Annotated in this window: 14 protein-coding genes; 9 read left to right on the top strand and 5 right to left on the bottom strand. The window is 41.9% G+C overall.

The features are described from left to right. Positions 1–27: 27 nt before the first annotated feature. Complete coding sequence (radC, locus tag FTV38_RS11925; RefSeq protein ID WP_180022585.1) at positions 28–729, bottom strand: DNA repair protein RadC; 702 nt, start codon at positions 727–729, stop codon at positions 28–30. Between the two features lie 112 nt (positions 730–841). Here radC and coaBC point away from each other — a divergent pair, with 112 nt between their 5' ends. Together coaBC and FTV38_RS11915 are read left to right on the top strand one after the other, a co-directional pair. Next, entirely contained in the window at positions 842–2113 is a 1272-nt protein-coding gene (coaBC, locus tag FTV38_RS11920) for a bifunctional phosphopantothenoylcysteine decarboxylase/phosphopantothenate--cysteine ligase CoaBC (RefSeq protein ID WP_180022584.1), read from the top strand. Positions 2114–2502: 389 nt separating this feature from the next. Further along, a complete protein-coding gene (locus FTV38_RS11915) occupies positions 2503–3021 on the top strand; it encodes an Asp-tRNA(Asn)/Glu-tRNA(Gln) amidotransferase subunit GatC (RefSeq protein WP_180022583.1) in 519 nt (172 codons plus the stop codon). 119 nt (positions 3022–3140) lie between these two features. Here the strand turns inward: FTV38_RS11915 and dusA are convergent, their stop codons facing one another. Beyond that, entirely contained in the window at positions 3141–4172 is a 1032-nt protein-coding gene (gene dusA / locus FTV38_RS11910) for a tRNA dihydrouridine(20/20a) synthase DusA (protein ID WP_180022582.1), read from the bottom strand. 284 nt (positions 4173–4456) lie between these two features. Between dusA and FTV38_RS11905 the strand changes: the two genes are divergently transcribed. The 3 genes from FTV38_RS11905 to FTV38_RS11895 all read left to right on the top strand — a co-directional run bounded on the left by FTV38_RS11905 (position 4457) and on the right by FTV38_RS11895 (position 7212). Further along, complete coding sequence (locus FTV38_RS11905) at positions 4457–5872, top strand: methylenetetrahydrofolate reductase C-terminal domain-containing protein (RefSeq protein WP_180022581.1); 1416 nt, start codon at positions 4457–4459, stop codon at positions 5870–5872. 187 nt (positions 5873–6059) lie between these two features. Further along, complete coding sequence (locus tag FTV38_RS11900; protein ID WP_180022594.1) at positions 6060–6470, top strand: hypothetical protein; 411 nt, start codon at positions 6060–6062, stop codon at positions 6468–6470. 97 nt (positions 6471–6567) lie between these two features. Further along, positions 6568–7212: a HEPN domain-containing protein gene (locus tag FTV38_RS11895; RefSeq protein ID WP_180022580.1), complete on the top strand. Its 645-nt coding sequence runs from the start codon at positions 6568–6570 to the stop codon at positions 7210–7212. Positions 7213–7266: 54 nt separating this feature from the next. On the opposite strand, the gene FTV38_RS11890 is transcribed toward FTV38_RS11895, so the two are convergent. Together FTV38_RS11890 and FTV38_RS11885 are read right to left on the bottom strand one after the other, a co-directional pair. Continuing rightward, complete coding sequence (locus FTV38_RS11890; RefSeq protein WP_180022579.1) at positions 7267–8463, bottom strand: MFS transporter; 1197 nt, start codon at positions 8461–8463, stop codon at positions 7267–7269. Between the two features lies 1 nt (position 8464). Then, a complete protein-coding gene (locus FTV38_RS11885; protein ID WP_180022578.1) occupies positions 8465–8914 on the bottom strand; it encodes a Rid family hydrolase in 450 nt (149 codons plus the stop codon). A 68-nt stretch (positions 8915–8982) separates the two neighbouring features. Between FTV38_RS11885 and soxR the strand changes: the two genes are divergently transcribed. After that, the gene (gene soxR, locus FTV38_RS11880; RefSeq protein ID WP_168378720.1) at positions 8983–9498 is read left to right on the top strand and encodes a redox-sensitive transcriptional activator SoxR; all 516 of its coding nucleotides are present in this window, start codon (positions 8983–8985) and stop codon (positions 9496–9498) included. Positions 9499–9629: 131 nt separating this feature from the next. Here the strand turns inward: soxR and FTV38_RS11875 are convergent, their stop codons facing one another. Then, positions 9630–10544: a DMT family transporter gene (locus FTV38_RS11875; RefSeq protein WP_180022577.1), complete on the bottom strand. Its 915-nt coding sequence runs from the start codon at positions 10542–10544 to the stop codon at positions 9630–9632. Positions 10545–11485: 941 nt separating this feature from the next. Here FTV38_RS11875 and FTV38_RS11870 point away from each other — a divergent pair. From FTV38_RS11870 to FTV38_RS11860, 3 genes are read left to right on the top strand one after another with little or no spacing between them, the layout of a single operon-like run. Then, positions 11486–12613, top strand: coding sequence for a Re/Si-specific NAD(P)(+) transhydrogenase subunit alpha (locus tag FTV38_RS11870; RefSeq protein WP_111885447.1), 1128 nt, complete (start codon positions 11486–11488; stop codon positions 12611–12613). An 11-nt stretch (positions 12614–12624) separates the two neighbouring features. Beyond that, positions 12625–12945: a proton-translocating transhydrogenase family protein gene (locus FTV38_RS11865; RefSeq protein WP_180008997.1), complete on the top strand. Its 321-nt coding sequence runs from the start codon at positions 12625–12627 to the stop codon at positions 12943–12945. 3 nt (positions 12946–12948) lie between these two features. Beyond that, positions 12949–14403: an NAD(P)(+) transhydrogenase (Re/Si-specific) subunit beta gene (locus tag FTV38_RS11860; RefSeq protein WP_078191286.1), complete on the top strand. Its 1455-nt coding sequence runs from the start codon at positions 12949–12951 to the stop codon at positions 14401–14403. Positions 14404–14526: the final 123 nt, after the last annotated feature.

The following is a 14526-nucleotide window of genomic DNA, read 5'->3' as shown; positions in this document are numbered from 1 at the left end:
TTGCTCAAGCACTTGTCAATAACTGTTTCATGCAGATGAGTGTGCTTGGAGCAAGCCATGTTCAGCAAAGGAAAAACTCCCTTCTGTTGAGATAATGCAATGATCGATCAGTCGAATTTCCACCAGCTGACAAGCCTGCTGAATGAGTCGAGTCAATTCAAGATCGGCAGCAGAAGGTTCTGCACGACCGAAAGGATGATTATGTGCAATGACGATACTGCTGGCGTGTTCAGAAATGGCATAACGTAGCAGTTGATTGATGGAAATTTCACAGGTATTGAGGCTACCATAAAAAAGTTTTTTAAAGTTTATTTTTCTTAAATGCGCATCTAGGCAGAGCACGCCAAAGACTTCTTGACGTTCCGCTAAAAATTCAAAGCGAAGAAAATTTTGTAATTGTTCAGAGTGTTGCAAGTGCAAGGCTTCATTTTGAAAATGTTGACTCACATAGCGTTTACCGAGTTCTTTTACCGCCATGAGCTGCGCATATTTACTGTTTCCAATGCCATGAAACTGGCGTAAATCCTCAAGTGACGCATCCATCAGCGCTTGCAACTGACCAAAGTGTTGGATCAAGACTCGTGCGAGTTCGACAGCAGAGTGCTGCTGGGAACCTGAGCGTAGGAAGATAGCCAATAGCTCAGCATCGGATAAACTTTGTGCGCCTTGTTGAATCAGGCGCTCACGTGGGCGCTCTTGTTCAGGCCAATTTTTAATTGAATTATTCATTATTCTTAGACTTTTTTATTATCAGTCAATCGGCTTTTTCACAGCAGATTGTTGGGTCAGTGCATATTTAATGCTATTGTGAGCGCCACTGCAACAGATAGGTAGCCTGTTCGTGAGCTTTGATTTAAGTGTAATGCCCACAAAAAATATTCTTTTAGGTGTCACTGGTGGTATCGCAGCCTATAAAAGTGCCATTCTTGTCCGTCGGTTAAAAGATGCCGGATTTGATGTGCGCGTGGTGATGACTCAAGGTGCGCAAGCCTTTGTGACCCCGCTAACGTTTCAGGCGCTTTCAGGCAACCCTGTGCATACCGAATTACTCAATCCCGAAGCAGAAGCGGGCATGGGGCATATTGAATTGGCACGTTGGGCTGATTTGGTATTGGTTGCTCCTGCAAGTTGTGACACGCTGGCAAAATTTGCGGCGGGTTTAGCAGATGACCTTCTTTCGACACTTTATCTTGCGACTAAAGCACCCGTCTGGGTTGCCCCTGCGATGAATCAGCAAATGTGGGCAGCCAAAGCGACACAGCGTAATTTAAATACACTGGTTGAAGATGGCGTACATGTGATCATGCCTGATGCCGGTTCTCAAGCATGTGGAGATGTGGGCTTAGGACGTATGCCTGAGCCAGAAGATTTGGCGGATCAAGTGACGGCCTATTTTCATCAAGCACAGCGAGCCATTGCTGAAAAATTTGGCATGCTTGCAGGTAAACATGTGGCGATTACAGCCGGTCCAACACGTGAGTCGATAGATCCTGTACGTTATATTTCCAACCACAGCACAGGTAAAATGGGGTTTGCTCTGGCAGCGGCATGTTATGCAGCTGGTGCTAAAGTAACGCTGATCGCAGGACCCGTCAGTTTAGATACACCAAATGGTGTACGACGGATTAATGTGCAGTCTGCAATTAAAATGTTAGACACCAGTCTGCAAATGTTAGATGAAGGCTGTGATATTTTTATTGCAACAGCGGCTGTTGCTGATTATCGCGTGGCAGAAGTTGCAGAGCATAAAATCAAAAAAGCTGGCGATGAACTCAATGTGGCTTTAATTAAAAATCCAGATATCGTTGCAACAATTGCGCAGCAGTCAAAACGTCCATTTATGGTGGGATTTGCCGCTGAGACACGCAATGTCGAAGAGTATGCTGCAGGCAAACTTGTGGCAAAAAAACTCGATATGATTGCGTGCAATGATGTTTCACGTAAAGACATTGGTTTTGCTTCAGATGAAAATGCCATGACCGTGTTCTTCGCCGATCAATATCAAATGGAAAAGCGTGATTTAGAGAAAGCTTCAAAACAAGAAATTGCACAGCAATTGGTGGAAGCCATACATGATGCGCTACATCATGAGCCTGAAATGGACGATGAATAATTTCAGTTGATTCCTTAAAAATCCCCGCAATATTCGGGGATTTTTTATGGCGCCTTTACGATGTTTTATTTCAGGATTTATATTGAAAATTCACAATGGAATCGTTTTCATGTTGAAAATATGAAGGTTAGGAAACTACTACCAAAATGGTCATTTTCAACAAAAATATGTCAGCAACAGACCAAGGCTGTCAGTGTTTTAAAACAGCAAAAATGCAATTTAAGTGATTGATATCAAAATTAAATATAAAATTGAGAAATCTTGATAATTTGGCTTGTACTGTGTGTTTTATTGGCTATTATGAAGCAAACAATGAGGAATGTTTGGATCGCAATCTGTGATCGGTCTGACTTTTTCATCAAGAATAAATGCATCATGGGGGATGCAATATGTTTCGATGGCTCACCATTTTTTTACTGTTGAGTTTGGCTGGTTGTAGCTATTTTGTCTCGACAGATGAATTATCTCGGCAGATTGAGCAGCAGATGCAGCACGAGTTTGATCAGAATCCAGATTATCGGCAGTACCATTTACGGATTCAAAATATAAAAGTATTAGAACGTAAGGGATTAAGTTTTAAGGCTCAGGCGACGCTGCAATACGATGGTCAGCCTTATACTGTTTTGGTCGAGATCTACAAAGACCTGCAAGGCTATGCATGGAAAATAGATGAAGAACAATTTGCCTTCATTGACGAAGCTGAAATTGCAAAGTATCAGGCGCAGTTAGATCAAGAGTTGAATCATTTGGTTGAGGAATTGGAACAACCAACCGAGGAGGTTGAACCTGTTACATCGGCGCCTGAGAGCTATGTGGGTTTACGTGAGGAAGAAGATCCATCCGATTATCAATGGACCGATGATGATGAGCCTTTTCCCAAAGGGAACATTACGATCAATAGTCATTGAGCGATGATTGTGATTGCTTTGATGATTTTGCTGAGTTGTGACGATGTTGCCAAACACGTATTTTGTGAGGCGTGAAAATAAAAAAGCCCGCAAAATAGCGGGCTTTTACTTTTATAGGATTAATCTTCTAAAACGACTTTAGGATGATCACGTAAATAGTCTTCTGTACGTTGCATTGCATCTTTAATATTTTGGATGGCATTTTCCACATCTGCAAAGGTTTTGGCATTGCCACCACTTAAAGCCTGACGCCATTTTCGAGCACCTGGTAGATTTTGGAATAAACCTAAAATATGACGGGTAATGATAGAAAGCGGCGCACCTTCTTCCATGCGTTTAGCAATATACGGTAGCATCTGATCGATAATATCGAAACGGTTGGGTAATTCGAGATCCCAAAGCTGACCGATCTCAGCCAATAAATACGGGTTGTGATAAGCCTCACGGCCAATCATCACGCCATCAACATGTTGTAAATGTTGCTGCGTTTCAGCAAAGGTTTTCACCCCGCCATTAATTTCGATCAATAAATTTGGACGTTCTTGTTTCAGACGATAAACATCTTCATAACGTAAAGGTGGCACATCACGGTTTTCTTTTGGCGACAACCCTTGCAGCAGGGCAATACGCGCATGCACGATAAAATTGTCACAGCCAGTCTTTGCCACGGTATCGACAAAATGTAGCATTTCTTCATAAGACTGCATGTCATCAATCCCGATGCGGTGTTTCACGGTCACTGGAATATCAACAGCATTTCGCATTTCAGTAATACATTCTGCAACCAAATCAGGCTCTGCCATCAAGCATGCGCCAATTTTATTGTTCTGAACGCGGTCACTCGGACAGCCGACATTGAGGTTTACTTCATCATAGCCCCAGTCCTGTGCCATCTTGGTACAGGTCGCTAAATCTTTGGGATTTGAACCACCAAGCTGTAACACAATCGGGTGTTCTTCGTTGTTATAGTCCAAATGACGATTCGCACCGCCAAATAATATCGCACCTGTGGTGACCATCTCGGTGTAGAGAATCACATTAGGGTTAAACAAGCGTGCAAAGAAACGATAGTCACGAGTCGTCCAATCCATCATTGGCGCAACACTAATTCGTGGTTGAAGTTTATTTTCAATGGGTTGGAGATCAGTCATTAAAAAAACACGCCTTAAAAGAACAAGATGGAAGAACGAAATGGAAAATGGTGAAGAAATACCAAAAGCTGTCTGAAATACGATGAAAAAAACCGCATTTCAAGACGCGCGCAATATTAGCATAAATTGTGGTTTGGGGCATGGTCTTGCTAGCGTGACATATTCAAGGTCAGGCTAGAAAAAGTCGGAAGTGTGGCTTAAGTAATTTAAATTTTTATGTGATTAATCTATAATTTTATAAACTTTATTGTATGGTTTCTCAGCAGATTTAACTGCCTGCCTTTATGTCTTTATTTTCCCAATATCTATTGCAACGCCAGTTTTGTATCTCGTTTGAATATCTAACGACGCAAAAAACGCATCTGGTCCCAACGACATTTGCAGGCTTTCCTGTGTGCATGACATTGGCTGACCGAGTACAAAGTGACACGGATATTGCTCCTTTAGAAGCAATGCAAGACTACCCTCAAAGCAAAGAAAAAATTCTGCATTATTCGGGGAAAGGTCGAGATATCTCAGATTTTCAAACTTTTCTGAAAGATGCTCAGCAGCACGGGGTAGAGAATTTACTTTTGCTCAGTGGTGATAAACTCAAGCAGCATCAGGATGGGGCAAATGATCCGACTCTACGGAGCCGTTATTTAGAGTCGGTCAATCAAGTCATGGCAGCCAAAGACTATGGCGGGTTTTATTTAGGGGTAGCATTTAATCCTTTTAAATATGCAGAAGCAGAAAAGGATGCGCAGTTTTTTAAACTGAATAAAAAAATTCAAGCTGGCGCTGACTATGTGATTACACAGTTGGGCTTTGACATGGATGTGCTGATTAGTTACCAACGCTATATGCAGCAATACTATCCACGTGTGCCTGTAATGGCCTGTGTCATGCCGCTGACATTTGCCCGAGCCCGTTTTATGGCCAAGCAAAAAGTTGCAGGCATCGTGCTTTCAGCAGATGTATTAAATTTTTTGCAACAAGAACAGCAAACTGACGCCATACAAGCTGAACAGAATGTCTATGCTCGCTGTGCTTTACAAATTTTAATGTGTCAGCATTTGGGCTATGCAGGGGTTCATTTATCAGCTTGCCATAAAGTGGAAGAGCAAGAGAAGTTGCAAAAAGCAATTTTGCAATTTGCCACATTAACGTTTGAACAGTGTTTAGCAAAATGGAAAATGCTTTGGCGCTCTAGTGTCGATGTGAACTTCCACCCGACGGGCGCAAATAACCATAAAGCTCCAGTTGAACAAGTTTTGAAATATAAAAGTATGCATGTCATGCATGAGTTATTTTTTAGTTCAAAACTGGCCAAAGGGGTGGGATCTTATATTTTTGCGGCCAAATTATGGCAAAAACCGAAAGCTGATGCAGTCTTGCTGAAAACAGAATTTATTAGTAAACATGGCATTGTGGGCTGTGAAAGTTGTGGACAATGTCGTTTAGGCGAAACCTTATATATTTGTCCTGAAACCTGTCCCAAAGGATTAGCCAATGGACCCTGTGGTGGCTCCAACCTTGACCGCTGTGAGTTTGAAGACCGTGAGTGTATACACTCGGTCAAAGCGCGGTTGGCGAAAGCCGTCGGTCAAGAAAAAATGCTGAAGCAAGAGCTCATCCCTACCGTTGCAATTGAAACTCGCCACAGTAGCTCTTGGAAAAACTGGTTTGTTCCACCGAATTCGTCACCAACAGAACAATAATTCACTTAAAGCATTATTCAGTCTAAAACCTTCATAAAGGTGATTCTTTCAAGCGCTAATCATTCTAAAAATCAGACGAATAGTCGTATAAAAAAATGAAAAAGATGAAATAAACAATTAAGATCAACAGCAGATGAAAATCAAAAATTAAAAATAGAAATGTGAAGAATTTGGGGAATACCACATGATGAAAAAGACCTGCTTAGGAATAGCTTTAGTTTTCACATTGTCAGGCACAACAGGCTGTTCAGTTGTCATGGCAAGCAAGCAGCCAAACAAGAAAAATACCGAAATGATTCAACAAGGGCTGTCTCGTAACTTGGTGATTGCTGAATTTGGCGCACCGATCACCTCTGAATATAAAAATGGCAAACGCTATGAAATTTATACCTTTACCCAAGGTTATTCGACTGCCAGTAAAGTGGGGCGTGCGTTTTGGCATGGTGCGGCAGATGTGGCGACTGTGGGTTTATGGGAGCTTTTCGGAACACCTGCCGAATCCGTTTTTAATGGAAAGAAAATGTCTTATGAATTGATTTTTGATGAAAATGGTCTTTTAGAACGTTATACCTATCTCACACAAGATGAGACCAAATAGTTGAATACAGAGATATTTTGATTGCATGCCGGTAAACAATTGCGCTAAGTTAAAATGGTAGAAAAATAAACGAATTATCCATTGGAATTTAGCAGGCATGATGCTACTTGAAGAAATATTTAAAAGTAAAAAGTCGGAACATACCGACCAATTTAATTTACGCATTCATCGAGGTTTAAGTTGGCTGAAAAAGTCAATTGATCTTCAAGATGATCTCGATTTGCAATTTATAAGTTTGTGGGTGTCCTTCAACGCAATATATGCGCAAGACTTACAGATTGCGCAGGACAAGCAAAGCTTAAGGCAGTTTTTATATGTGATCTGCCAAAAGGATGCAGAGCATAAAATCTATAATATTTTATGGGAGCGTTTTAGTCAGCCGATACGGTTGTTTTTAGATAATCCCTATGTTTATCAAGGTTTTTGGGATTATCAAAATCAAAAAATTAGCCATGACGCATGCAAAGAGGGCTTGGCGCATGAAAAACAAAAAGTACTGCACGCACTTAAAGAAAAAGATTCCGTTGATATTTTAATGGTGCTGTTTAATCGCATGTATACGCTACGCAATCAAATGGTTCATGGCGGCGCGACCTATAAAAGTTCGGTCAATCGGAAACAACTTCAAGATGGCTGCACAATACTGTTGGCTCTCTTACCGGTGTTTATGGTGATTCTTTTAGAAAATGCAGAAACCTTGGATTTAGGCAAACCCTTTTATCCTGTGGTGCAGGTCAGTTAATTTCAAAAAAATAAAGCCACAGTAATGTGGCTTTAGAATAATGATCCAGACATTTCATTGTGGATATTTTAGTTGCCGCGCAGTATAGAGTTGATCGATCAATACAAAAAATCCAGCAGCAATGACTAAGGCAATCCCTGTCATACAGGTGGTGGTCCAGCCACCATGATGCCATGCAAACACGCCCAAAGCTGAACCACATGCACCACCGACAAAATAAAACGTCATGTAAATTGAATTGATTCGAGAGCGTGCAATCGGGTTGAGTTGGAAGATAATATTTTGATTACAGCTATGTACCATAGCCAAACCGAGGTTGATTAAACCATAGCCCAAAATATAAAAGGCGAGGGAGCTTCCACCCAAATATAGCAGTCCCCAACTGAGGGCTAAGATACTGCAACCGAGCCAAGTTAATTTTCTGTTGAAACCCAAATCCGCCCAACGCCCGATCCACTGTGTCGATAGGGCACCAAACACACCAACTAAAGTTACAACACCGACCCAAACATCGGCCAACTGAAAAGGTGGCTCAGTCAGTAACATGGCAATGGTGGAAAACAGCATACTCATCGCGGCAAAGACACAGCCCCCAATCAGAGAACGGAAAATTAATCGTGGCTCATGTTTGAGTAATGCGCCCATGGATTGGAAAACTTGGCTGTAGGGCATCCGTGTGATGCTGACCACAGGCAAACGCTTTTTGAGTAAGACGGCTAACACCAACATCAAGAGAGCACTGAGGATATAAATCGATTTCCAATGAAACAGATAGGACAATAAGCCAGAGAGACTGGTTGATAACAGAATGCCGACCAATAACCCACTCATTAAAAAGCCAACAACTGCCCCAATTTTTTCAGGTCGAATCGCAACCGTGACCAAAGGGATAAGAACCTGAGCAGCCACTGAAAATAGCCCGGTGATAATGGTTCCTGCCCAAAGCATGTATAGATTGGTTGAAAAAGCACAGAGGGCTAAACCCACAGTCGCTCCAAGCATGAGCAGAGGAATAAATTTGGCTTTATTCACAATATCGCCAATCGGCACAATAAACAGTAGACCCAAAGCATAAGAAATTTGCGCAAAGGTGACTGTAAGTGCGACCTGAGATTGAGGCACATGAAAAGATTGCTGAATCGAATTGATTAAAGGCTGGCAATAATAGTTTGCCCCTGCACACAGACCGCAGGCTATTGCCATGAGAATGAGTAGTACTTTATTTTGGCTGATATCAATAGGTGACTTCATATTAATTCTTTCCATTGCTTTCATAGCAATATGCTGTTGCTTCAATTTCAATTTGCATATCAGCTAAGGCTAGACAAGGAACTGGAATTAAAGTGCATGCAGGATATACCTGATTTTCCCAATACTGCTGCATACATTGAATTAGCTGTTGATGTTTTTGTGGATTGTAATCAGTGATTAAAATTCTCAGTGCGGCAATTTCATGAAGCTGAGCTTGTGCTGCTTGCAATGCAAGCTGAAGGTTAAAAAAGGCTTGCTGCAGCTGCAATTCAAAAAGCATCGATAATTGGCCGTGTATATTTTCTCCGCCTTGACCAGAAATATGCACTATTTTACATGGCTGCTGAATGACTGCCACGTGACTATACCCATATGGCTGAGGATTATAAAGCGTCTTTGGGTTTAAAAATTGCATGAGCGATGCTGGAGGGTGAGTGTAATTGATTGGCATATTTTTACTTCATGGGATGAGAATTTTGCTAGTATCAAAGTTCAAGTTAACTTGAGGTCAAGAATAAAATGCAGGATGATCAAATACAGGAAGTAGAAAGTGGAAAACCTTGGCTGAATATTGGGGAGTTAGCTGCTAGAAGTGGTGTGAATGTCAGTGCACTACGCTTTTATGAAGATAAAGACTTGATTTGGAGTACACGGAGTTCAGGCAATCAGCGTCGCTATCCGCGCTTGATGCTCCGCCGTGTGGCGATTATTAAAATAGCGCAGCAAGTGGGCATCAGCTTACAGCATGTGCATGCTGCTTTTGAGGTATTGCCAAAGCATAAGGCAGCATCTAAAGCTGATTGGCAAAAGATGTCGCAGTGCTGGCAACAGCAGCTGGATCAGCAGATTATGCATTTATTGCAGCTTCGCCTACAGTTGGATCAATGTATCGGCTGTGGTTGTCTTTCACTTAAGCAATGTCCACTACGCAATCCAAATGACCAGTTGGGACATGATTCTGCTGGGGCGCATTTTCAGCAGATGCTAATGAGCTTAAAAAATATTACGTCAGACTGCATTGAGGATGATATTTAGATTAAAAATAATCAAAGCTAAAAAAAACCTAACAGCAGCTCTCTAAGTATGGATGCTTAAATTGATTTGCAGTCACTAGTATTGTTAAATATATTCAAGGTTGGGTGATTTAAATAAATTAGCTGGCCAATTTATTTTTTAGATAGCGTGATCATCAAGACACCCAGCATATTCAGACCGCAACCGACCCATTGCCATAGGTTTAAATGTTCATTCAGTAACGCAACGGCCAGTAAAATCGTTAAAATGGGCCCGATAGAGGCAATCATAGCCGATTGTGCAGCCCCAAGTCGGACGATACTTTGCATCATCAAAATGGTGGGAAGCACGGTAACCAATAGTCCGAGCTCTAAACCATACAGCCAAACTTGACTCGGGAGTTGTTGGAGCAAGGCAATAGGCTGTGGTGTTGCAAATAGAAAATGAATAATCGTCCCAATGCAGGCAATGCTCAGAGCTAGACCGGTAAAGTGTAAAGAACCAAACTTTTGCATGAGTCCTGGCGTGAGTAATAAGTAAATTGCAAATAACACGGCACTGGCAAAAACCAAACTACATCCGAGCCAAAAATACTGATCATGTGGTGTGGTACTTTGTTCTTGTAGCATCACTAACACTGTCCCGCCATAACTTAAAATCAGGGCAAGGATGGTTTTAAAACTCAGTGGCTTTTTGAATAAAACAGCGGAAGCCAGTACAGTTAATGTGGGATATAGAAAAAGAATAATCCGTTCAAGCGAAGCACTGATATACATCAAGCCACGGAAGTCGAGCCAGCTTGAAAAGTAATAGCCGATTAAACCGGAAATGAGCAAAAGTACCCAATCTTTTCGTTGAATCGTTTGATAGGAACGTCGACTTAGCCATGCAATGACCAAGAAAAACGGCAATGCACTCATCATGCGTAAAGCCATGAGGACAGTGGCATCGACAAGAGGAGAAAGTGCATAGGCTTGCTTAATAAAAATCGCTTTGGTACTAAACAAGAAGGCAGCAATCAGCGCAAAAATTGCACCGATGAAGTGCGGACTAAGGTTTCTTGACATAAGTTAAGGTGTGCCTCATGACGACTGAACGAATTCGACAGCATTGTTCCGATAAATTTGAACTGTCATTTTGATTATAAAAAATGCATCGTGTGAGTAAAAATGCAAAAAAAGAATAGTACTTATTCCTTTATGCATAAGGGATTGCTAGATCAAACATGAAAAAAAGCTGAAGAAATGACCAATTTGGTTTTGAATTTTTTAATCTCAACATGACTCGGCAGGTCAAATATATCAGGCTGAAACATTTAAGGTGAAAATTGCACACAAATGGTGCAATAGTGTTTTTTAGGGATAGAAAGTCAGTAGCGATATCATGATGCTAAATATTCAAAAAATTATTTTTTTAACTAAAAAAGTCAATTCTAAGACTTAAGGCGAAGCATCAGGTGGGGAGGACAAGATCTCAATAAACCCGAAACGTGCGCAAAAATTCATCGAATATTCAAGCTGACCGATTTGACTAGACTGTGGTAGAAAAAAGTCAGTTTTCAATACCAGTCAGCACGTCAAAACTGTCAAATGAGTCAACGAGCTGATGCAGTTTGAATGAACGACTGGCTTTACCTGACTTAAGTCGATTTGTAACGACAAGTTCGAATCATTAGTTGTCGAATGAAAATGTCACAATGATCAACGCGCTGAAACAATACGCGCTAAAACCGACTAAATTATTTATGTTTTGAGTCTTAAGTAATATTAAAAAGTTATAAGTAGAATAAAAATGAGTAATAAATCGACAAATAAAACTGAATAAATGAAATATCGCATCATTCTTTTCATGAATCATGAGTTCAAAATATGGGCATTTATTAAATAAATATTGGGTAGTATTTTAAAAAAGTTCAATTAGAATCCAAAAATTGTACAAAAACACATCCTGAGGGGAGACATCGCGGATTGCGATGTTTACTTAAGAAAAATTAGCTTGAGGAACGCTCATGCAGATCGGAATTCCAGCCGAAACTGTTGTCGGTGAAAATCGCGTCGCTGCGACGCCTGAAACAGTAAAGAAGTTGATCAGCGCTGGTCATAGCGTCGTTATTGAACGTGGAGCAGGGGTAAACGCTGCTTACATCGATAGCGCCTATGAACAAGTTGGTGCCAAAATTACGGATGATGCCTATACCGGTAGTCAAATGATTTTGAAAGTTCGTGCGCCTAAAGGTGACGAAATTCAAAAACTCACAGCGGGCACCACCGTTGTGGGGATGTTTGACCCTTACCGCAACACCGAACTTGACCAATTTGCGTCACAAAACGTGTCTGCATTTGCATTGGAACTTTTGCCACGGACCTTATCTCGTGCGCAAAACATGGACGTACTTTCATCTCAAGCCAACCTTTCAGGTTATAAATCTGTGCTTTTGGCTGCGGCAGAATATCAACGTATGTTCCCAATGCTGATGACAGCAGCAGGTACAGTAAAACCTGCACGTGTTGTGATCATGGGCGTAGGTGTTGCAGGCTTACAAGCTATTGCAACAGCGAAACGTTTAGGTGCCGTAGTTGAAGCAACTGATTTACGTCCTACAGCACGTGACCAAGTTGAATCTTTGGGTGGTAAATGGTTAGACGTACCAATGTCACCAGAAGAGCAACAAAAAGCAGCTGATGCTGCAAAAAATGGTTATGGCTGGATGCCAGGTGAAGACTACATTCGTGACCAAGCGATTATTGTTGATAAAGCCGTATCGAATGCTGACATCGTGATTACGACTGCATTATTGCCGGGCCGTGACGCACCACGTTTAATCAAAGCAGAAACTGTTGCCAAAATGAAACCGGGCTCAATCATTTTAGATATGGCGGTTGAAACTGGCGGTAACGTTGAAGGTTCTGTCTGCGGCGAAAATGTTGTGACTGCAAATGGCGTGAAAATTCTCGGTATTCCAAATATTCCTTCAACAGTTTCGACTGAAGCGTCGGCACTGTATGCACGTAACGTTTTGAATTTCATTGAAACCCTGTTTGATAGCGAAAAGAACTTCGCAATTAACCCTGAAGAAGAAATTCAAAAAGCACTACTTGTCACTCATGGCGGCCAAGTGCTGCTGAAACGTGGTTAAGGAGAATCATCATGGTTGAAACGATTACTATTTTTGTCTTGGCAATCTTTGTTGGTTACTACGTGGTTTGGGGGGTAACACCTGCGCTACATACACCATTAATGGCTGTAACCAATGCTTTGTCATCGATCATTATCGTTGGTGCGATGATTCAAACCGTTGGCATCCCAGGCATTGTGGATGCAAGCGTACAGTTCCAAAGCATTAACGTGGTAAGTATTTTAGGTGCGGTTGCCGTTTTCCTTGCAAGTATCAACATTTTTGGTGGCTTTGCGGTGACTGCACGTATGCTTGAAATGTTTAAACCTAAGCAAAAGAAAAAAGAGGGTTAATCCATGGAATTCATTAAAGAATATGCGGATTGGTTCTACCTGATTGGTGCCGTTCTTTTTATCTTAACGTTGCGTGGTTTGTCTGGTCCAAAAACTGCGATTCAAGGTAACCGTTATGGCATGATCGCAATGGCAATTGCTGTAATCACCACATTCTTTGTCGCAGATCATCCAGTGATTTGGATGATTGTGGGTGCAATGGTGTTGGGTGCGGTCGTTGGTATTGCACGTGCAAAAACAGTTCCGATGACGCAAATGCCTGAAACTGTGGCATTGATGCACTCATTGGTCGGTTTGGCTGCGGTACTGATTGCGATCGCTGCGATTCTACATAACAACCAATTGACTGCGGCATTCGCGGAGAATGAAGCGGTATTAACAGCAGCGGGTGTAGAACATGCCCACATGAGCAAAGTTCATTTATTTGAATTGTTTGTAGGCTGTTTCGTTGGTGCGATTACATTCACAGCGTCGGTATTTGCTTACGGTAAATTGGCTGCGAAGAAATGGGCAAAAACCATTTCAGGTGGATGGGTAAAACCTGTTCAAGCTTTAATTTTCCTTGCGATGTTGGCGTGTGGTATCTACTTCTTCACTACAGGCAACATGAATGCTTTCTGGGCAATGACTGTTCTTGCACTTGCATTTGGTTGGGTATGGATTGCGCCAGTAGGCGGTGGTGATATGCCAGTGGTGGTATCGCTACTGAACTCGTTCTCAGGTTGGGCAGCAGCAGGGATTGGTTTCACGCTTGAAAACAACATGCTGATTGTTGCAGGTTCACTGGTTGGTTCATCGGGTGCGATTCTGTCTTACATCATGTGTAAAGCCATGAACCGTTCAATCATCAACGTTTTGTTTGGTGGTGCAATGGGTGGTACCGCAGTAGCTGCAGCGGATAATGGTGAAAAAGCACAGCGTAATCACCGTTCAGGTTCTGCAGACGATGCTGGCTTCTTGATGTCAAATGCGGACAGCGTGGTGATCGTACCTGGTTATGGTATGGCGCAAGGTCGTGCACAAAATGCCGTGAAAGAATTGTGTGAAATCTTAAAAGAGCAAGGTGTAAAAGTTCGTTTTGCGATTCACCCTGTGGCAGGTCGTATGCCGGGCCACATGAACGTACTTTTAGCTGAAGCTGATGTAGCATACGAAGACATTCTTGAAATGGACGAGATCAACTCAGACTTCCCAGCAACAGATGTAGTACTGGTGATTGGTGCGAACGACGTGGTGAACCCAGCGGCAAAAGACGATCCAAGTTCTCCAATTTACGGCATGCCAATCCTTGAAGCACATAAAGCACGTACCATTATGGTGATCAAACGTTCTATGGCTACAGGCTACGCAGGTCTAGATAATGACTTGTTCTATAATGATAAAACGATGATGATCTTCGGTGATGCGAAGAAAGTTGTGGAAGATATGACAAAAGCCATTAATGGCGGTGGTCATTAATCCATATTGCCAAAGTCCCGCTGTGATAAAGCGGGATTGAGGAAGATTTAAACCACCTTCGGGTGGTTTTTTGTTTTCTTCGCTTTTATTTTCTTGGCTTTTGATTAATGAATGCTTCACACT

Origin of the sequence: Acinetobacter sp. YH16044, from assembly GCF_013417145.1 — a bacterium.
GTDB lineage: Bacteria > Pseudomonadota > Gammaproteobacteria > Pseudomonadales > Moraxellaceae > Acinetobacter > Acinetobacter amyesii.
This window is presented reverse-complemented; position numbering and strand designations above follow the sequence as displayed.

Excerpts from the sequence above, each read along its gene's own strand:
- radC (WP_180022585.1), bottom strand. The coding sequence starts at position 729 with ATGAATAATTCAATTAAAAATTGGCCTGAACAAGAGCGCCCACGTGAG.
- FTV38_RS11915 (WP_180022583.1), top strand. The coding sequence starts at position 2,503 with ATGTTTCGATGGCTCACCATTTTTTTACTGTTGAGTTTGGCTGGTTGT.
- dusA (WP_180022582.1), bottom strand. The coding sequence starts at position 4,172 with ATGACTGATCTCCAACCCATTGAAAATAAACTTCAACCACGAATTAGT.
- FTV38_RS11905 (WP_180022581.1), top strand. The coding sequence starts at position 4,457 with ATGTCTTTATTTTCCCAATATCTATTGCAACGCCAGTTTTGTATCTCG.
- FTV38_RS11900 (WP_180022594.1), top strand. The coding sequence starts at position 6,060 with ATGAAAAAGACCTGCTTAGGAATAGCTTTAGTTTTCACATTGTCAGGC.
- FTV38_RS11895 (WP_180022580.1), top strand. The coding sequence starts at position 6,568 with ATGATGCTACTTGAAGAAATATTTAAAAGTAAAAAGTCGGAACATACC.
- FTV38_RS11890 (WP_180022579.1), bottom strand. The coding sequence starts at position 8,463 with ATGAAGTCACCTATTGATATCAGCCAAAATAAAGTACTACTCATTCTC.
- FTV38_RS11885 (WP_180022578.1), bottom strand. The coding sequence starts at position 8,914 with ATGCCAATCAATTACACTCACCCTCCAGCATCGCTCATGCAATTTTTA.
- soxR (WP_168378720.1), top strand. The coding sequence starts at position 8,983 with ATGCAGGATGATCAAATACAGGAAGTAGAAAGTGGAAAACCTTGGCTG.
- FTV38_RS11875 (WP_180022577.1), bottom strand. The coding sequence starts at position 10,544 with ATGTCAAGAAACCTTAGTCCGCACTTCATCGGTGCAATTTTTGCGCTG.
- FTV38_RS11870 (WP_111885447.1), top strand. The coding sequence starts at position 11,486 with ATGCAGATCGGAATTCCAGCCGAAACTGTTGTCGGTGAAAATCGCGTC.
- FTV38_RS11865 (WP_180008997.1), top strand. The coding sequence starts at position 12,625 with ATGGTTGAAACGATTACTATTTTTGTCTTGGCAATCTTTGTTGGTTAC.
- FTV38_RS11860 (WP_078191286.1), top strand. The coding sequence starts at position 12,949 with ATGGAATTCATTAAAGAATATGCGGATTGGTTCTACCTGATTGGTGCC.